Genomic DNA, 3,960 nt, shown 5'->3' with positions numbered 1-3,960 from the left:
CCTGTGCCCCCACGAGCATCGGCTGGAAAACGCCCGGCACGCTGGCTGACGCCGTCATCACATCGCGGAACAGATCGTTGGCACCGGCTGCCGCAATCGCCCCCAGATCCCACAACACGGGGCGCTGGGCATCGAGATTGGTGGTTACGACGACCAGGCGGCGGCCTTTCGCGTGTTCCTGGCCGACATTGGCGATGAAATCATCACTGACGAAACGTTGGACGAGCTTCAGCAGGCGTTCGTTCCCGAACAAACCCGATCCGAATAGAGCGTTGAACGGATTGGGCCGCTCGGTCAGCGTCTCGGCGTACCCGCTCGTGTACATCTGACGCAATGCATCGTCGTAGGCCGGTCCGGCGAAAGCGAAAGGTGCGATCAACGCGCCGGTACTCACGCCCGAGACGAGACTGAATTGCGGACGGGTGCCCGATTCACTCCACCCATTGAGAACCCCGGCGCCGTAAGCACCATCGCCGCCGCCGCCGGACAGCGCGAGGTAGACGAAATCTTTGCCCGTCTTTCGAGCAAAGGCCTCGGCCTCGCGCGCAAGGGCAGGGGAATCGGCCCATGCGCGAACGCCAGGCAACCCCGGAACTGTCGCAACGGCCTCTTCAGCTGCGGAATAGGGCGTTCTGGGGATCGCCGCGCATCCCCCCACCGCGGCCAGTGGGGCCATCAGCAGAGCAAACACGAGAGCCTTTCGGCTGCATACAGTCGCCATCGCGGTATCGTCTCAAAGTTCCGTTGCGGTGACCTTAGCGGCTTTCACAGGAATTTCGAGATGCATGATCGAGGGAATTGGTCGGGAGACGGCCGTTGGCCCCCATGTACGACACGGCCCCCATTGTTTCGGCCGACTCCCGTGATGAGCATGGTCGGACGGAACTGTTAACGTAAAGTTAAGATAGCCTTTCCCTTAGGACCGATGTCACGGTAAAGAAGCTAATCGCGGACCGCCCAAGTCCCGCTTCCGAAACCTTTCAATCGGCGGACCAAGCCATGATCCAGAAACTTTCTTGTGTGGCGCTCGCTTGCATCGCTCTCAGCCTCGGAGCGTGTGTTTCCAGCGGCGGATCGAGCAACGAACCCGACTATGTCAAGGCGCAGATCTATCAAGCTCCGAGCGCGCCGGACGACAGTTTCGGCGACAATCTCTTGCCCGGTCCCGTTGGCGGCCCGATGTAGGAGTTCTGCGCCGCATAGGTTCCAAACAACGCATCTTCCGTAAGCGAGGCACGGTTTTAGTCGCGGACATATGGTTTCGGCCTATGAATTATTTCGCACAACGCGCTTGACGCCGCCGAACAACTTGCGCGATGCTGAGATGAGCTTGATAGGGGAGGACTTCGACGTGAAATCAAAAGTATTCGTAGCGAGCGTTGCAATGCTGGTGTCGCTCTTTGTTTCGGCGTGCGTCAGCACGATCGAGAACAAGGAGAACATGCTGATTGCGGCCGGGTTCAGAACGAGACCAGTCGATACGCAAGACAAGGCCGATGCTCTCAGAGCATTGCCGCCGCACAAATTCGTCATGAAGACGCAGGACAACAATCAGGTCGTCTATCTCTACGCCGACCCGACGATCTGCAAGTGTCTCTATTATGGAAATCAGGATGCCTATCAGGCCTATCAGCAGATGGCGTTCCAGCAGCGTATTGCCGATCAGAAGCTGATCGCCGCGACAATGATGCAAGATACGCAGTGGAACTATTGGGGCGCGTGGGGACCGGATCCCTGGTTCTACTAACCGAAGTGCATCGCTTGATCTGAAACGGCGTCCGCTCCATGCGGGCGCCTTTTTCATGCGTCGCGCCTACGGAGCATCTCCTAAGTTGCCGAACCCACGGTCGACCAAAACGTCGACATTCTGCGCGGCTTCCGCGACCTCCAAAAAGGCATCGAAGAAATCGGCAAAGAAACCGCCCAACCCGCTGAGCCCTAGATCATTCACGGGCTCGTTTCAATGCGATCGACGCCCCCGCAGGACAGCGCGGAAGGGGCTCCGCGCCGTCGTCTGACGTCATGTCTCAGGCACGCACGATGGGTGTATCGACCAGATGCTCGGCGAGGAACCAAGCCTGCAATTCGCCGGTGCGGATCACGTCGCTGACAAGGACATCGTTGGAACCATCGTCGCCGAGCTCCTCAACTTTCGAGGCGGCATCATGCGCATCGATCAGGATCATTTCATGGGCTTCGAGCAACCGTGAGAGCATCGCCGGAACTTCCTCGCAGCCATTCGGCGCTCGTGGAATTCGCGTAATCTCGGCCACATGGCGCGGGTCCCCGACGGCGATGCCGCCGAGGGTCTGGATGCGCTCGGCGATCTCGTCCACCAGGGCGAGCTGCTCGCCGGCATGTTTGTCCAGGAGTAAATGCAACTGGTAGAAACTCGGGCCGCGCATCAACCAATGATGCTTCTTGTAAAGAGCGAAGAGGATCTGCGTATCGGCGAGGACTTGGTTGAGCCGCTGACACGAATAGAGCCGCGCCTCGTATGACAGGCCGACAGGGAGCTGCCTCACCGTGCCGAATTCCTGAATGGTGTCCCCACGTTGATGAAGCGCAGGTTGACTGGAGCGCACCTTGTTGGTGGACGCACGCTTCTGGACTGTTTTCGCCATGGCTGACCTCTCGTCTCACACGAATGAACCAGCGTCCGGGACGCTGCTAGGCTTCATCTGTAGCGGCCGCTGGAAGTGTCCAGGCCATAGCGGGCATAAGAATAGCAGATGCGCGTCAGGAAACTGCCTCGGTGCACCATTCTCAGTCCGCGTGGGACGATGGCGGTCTCCAACCTTCCCGAACCGCCAATTGTGCTGCAGAATCGCCACCGATGAAAATCGCAACGTTCAACATCAACAACATCAATCGCAGGCTCCCCAACCTCCTCGGGTGGTTGAAGCAGGCAAAGCCGGATGTCGTTTGCCTCCAGGAACTCAAGGCGCAAGACAAGGAGTTCCCAGAACGAGAACTGCAGCGGGCTGGCTATCAGGCGGTCTGGACGGGTCAGCGGACATGGAACGGTGTCGCAATCCTCTCGAAGAACGTGGCTCCGGTCTTGACGCGCAAGGAGCTCCCCGGAGATCCTGGCGATGAGCAGAGCAGATACATCGAGGCGGCGGTCGACGGTGTACTTATCGCGTCCATCTACCTTCCAAACGGAAACCCGCAGCCAGGCCCGAAATTCGAATACAAACTCGCCTGGTTCGAGCGACTGATTGCGCATGCCAAGGAGCTCGAAGCCGCAGACGTGCCGGTGGTGCTCGCCGGGGACTACAACGTGGTCCCGACCGCGTTCGACATCTATCCGACACGGTCGTGGGGCGACGATGCGCTCCTTCAACCTGAGAGCCGATCGGCCTTTCAGCGCCTGCTCGATCAAGGCTGGACGGATGCGATCCGAGCGCTTCATCCGGACGAGCCGATGTACACGTTCTGGGATTACAAGCGCGGACGGTGGGGACGAGACGCCGGCTTGCGATTGGACCACCTCTTGCTGAGCCCGCGCATCGCCCCGCGACTTCGCGATGCGGGCGTCGACCGCACAGTTCGTGGAGAGGAAAGCGCAAGCGACCACGCGCCGGCTTGGATCACGCTTGATCCATAGAGCATCTTCACTCGCGGCTCGTCATCGATACGAAAATCAGGGGGCCGGAAAATCTTCTTCGTTGACTTTCGATCAGCTGTTGTGTTCTTATTTTGTTCTCATCGGGAACGACAATGACTTTGCACAACCAAACTCGGTTGCGATCAACTCAAGCCGAACCGACGCGCGTCGACGAGGTCGAGCTGGCATCCCGAGCGTATCTAGATCTGGTCGACGGGGATCCGTCCCGGGCGCTTCGGTGCGCCGTTGCCGACGTTCTCGAATTGCGCAGTCGCGCCGAGTTTCAGCGTCAGATCTTGGATCAATGGGTCTCTCGGGGATATGTCCAAGACGTCGCCACTGAACGGCTC

6 protein-coding genes are annotated in these 3,960 nt (G+C 59.2%); 3 read left to right on the top strand and 3 right to left on the bottom strand.

The window, feature by feature from the left end; genetic code table 11:
* A partial coding sequence (locus AC1DT3_RS13730) for a patatin-like phospholipase family protein (protein WP_477465809.1) occupies positions 1 to 721 on the bottom strand: 721 nt, incomplete at its 3' end.
* 278 nt (positions 722 to 999) lie between these two features.
* On the opposite strand from AC1DT3_RS13730, the gene AC1DT3_RS13725 reads away from it, so the two are divergent.
* Together AC1DT3_RS13725 and AC1DT3_RS13720 are read left to right on the top strand one after the other, a co-directional pair.
* Positions 1,000 to 1,185 carry a hypothetical protein gene (locus AC1DT3_RS13725; RefSeq protein ID WP_477465808.1) on the top strand — a complete coding sequence of 62 codons (186 nt, stop codon included), beginning with the start codon at positions 1,000 to 1,002 and terminating at the stop codon, positions 1,183 to 1,185.
* Between the two features lie 166 nt (positions 1,186 to 1,351).
* A complete protein-coding gene (locus AC1DT3_RS13720; RefSeq protein ID WP_477465807.1) occupies positions 1,352 to 1,747 on the top strand; it encodes a hypothetical protein in 396 nt (131 codons plus the stop codon).
* A gap of 66 nt (positions 1,748 to 1,813) precedes the next feature.
* Here AC1DT3_RS13720 and AC1DT3_RS13715 read toward each other — a convergent pair whose 3' ends face one another.
* Both AC1DT3_RS13715 and AC1DT3_RS13710 read right to left on the bottom strand, forming a co-directional pair.
* Entirely contained in the window at positions 1,814 to 1,951 is a 138-nt protein-coding gene (locus tag AC1DT3_RS13715) for a hypothetical protein (protein WP_477465806.1), read from the bottom strand.
* 76 nt (positions 1,952 to 2,027) lie between these two features.
* Complete coding sequence (locus AC1DT3_RS13710) at positions 2,028 to 2,624, bottom strand: Dps family protein (protein WP_477465805.1); 597 nt, start codon at positions 2,622 to 2,624, stop codon at positions 2,028 to 2,030.
* 212 nt (positions 2,625 to 2,836) lie between these two features.
* On the opposite strand from AC1DT3_RS13710, the gene AC1DT3_RS13705 reads away from it, so the two are divergent.
* Complete coding sequence (locus AC1DT3_RS13705) at positions 2,837 to 3,610, top strand: exodeoxyribonuclease III (protein ID WP_477465804.1); 774 nt, start codon at positions 2,837 to 2,839, stop codon at positions 3,608 to 3,610.
* Positions 3,611 to 3,960: the final 350 nt, after the last annotated feature.

The sequence above is a fragment of the Microvirga sp. P4_G7 genome (assembly GCF_056401005.1).
The sequence above is the reverse complement of the archived record's forward strand: the minus strand, read 5'-3'. Positions and strand labels throughout refer to the sequence as shown.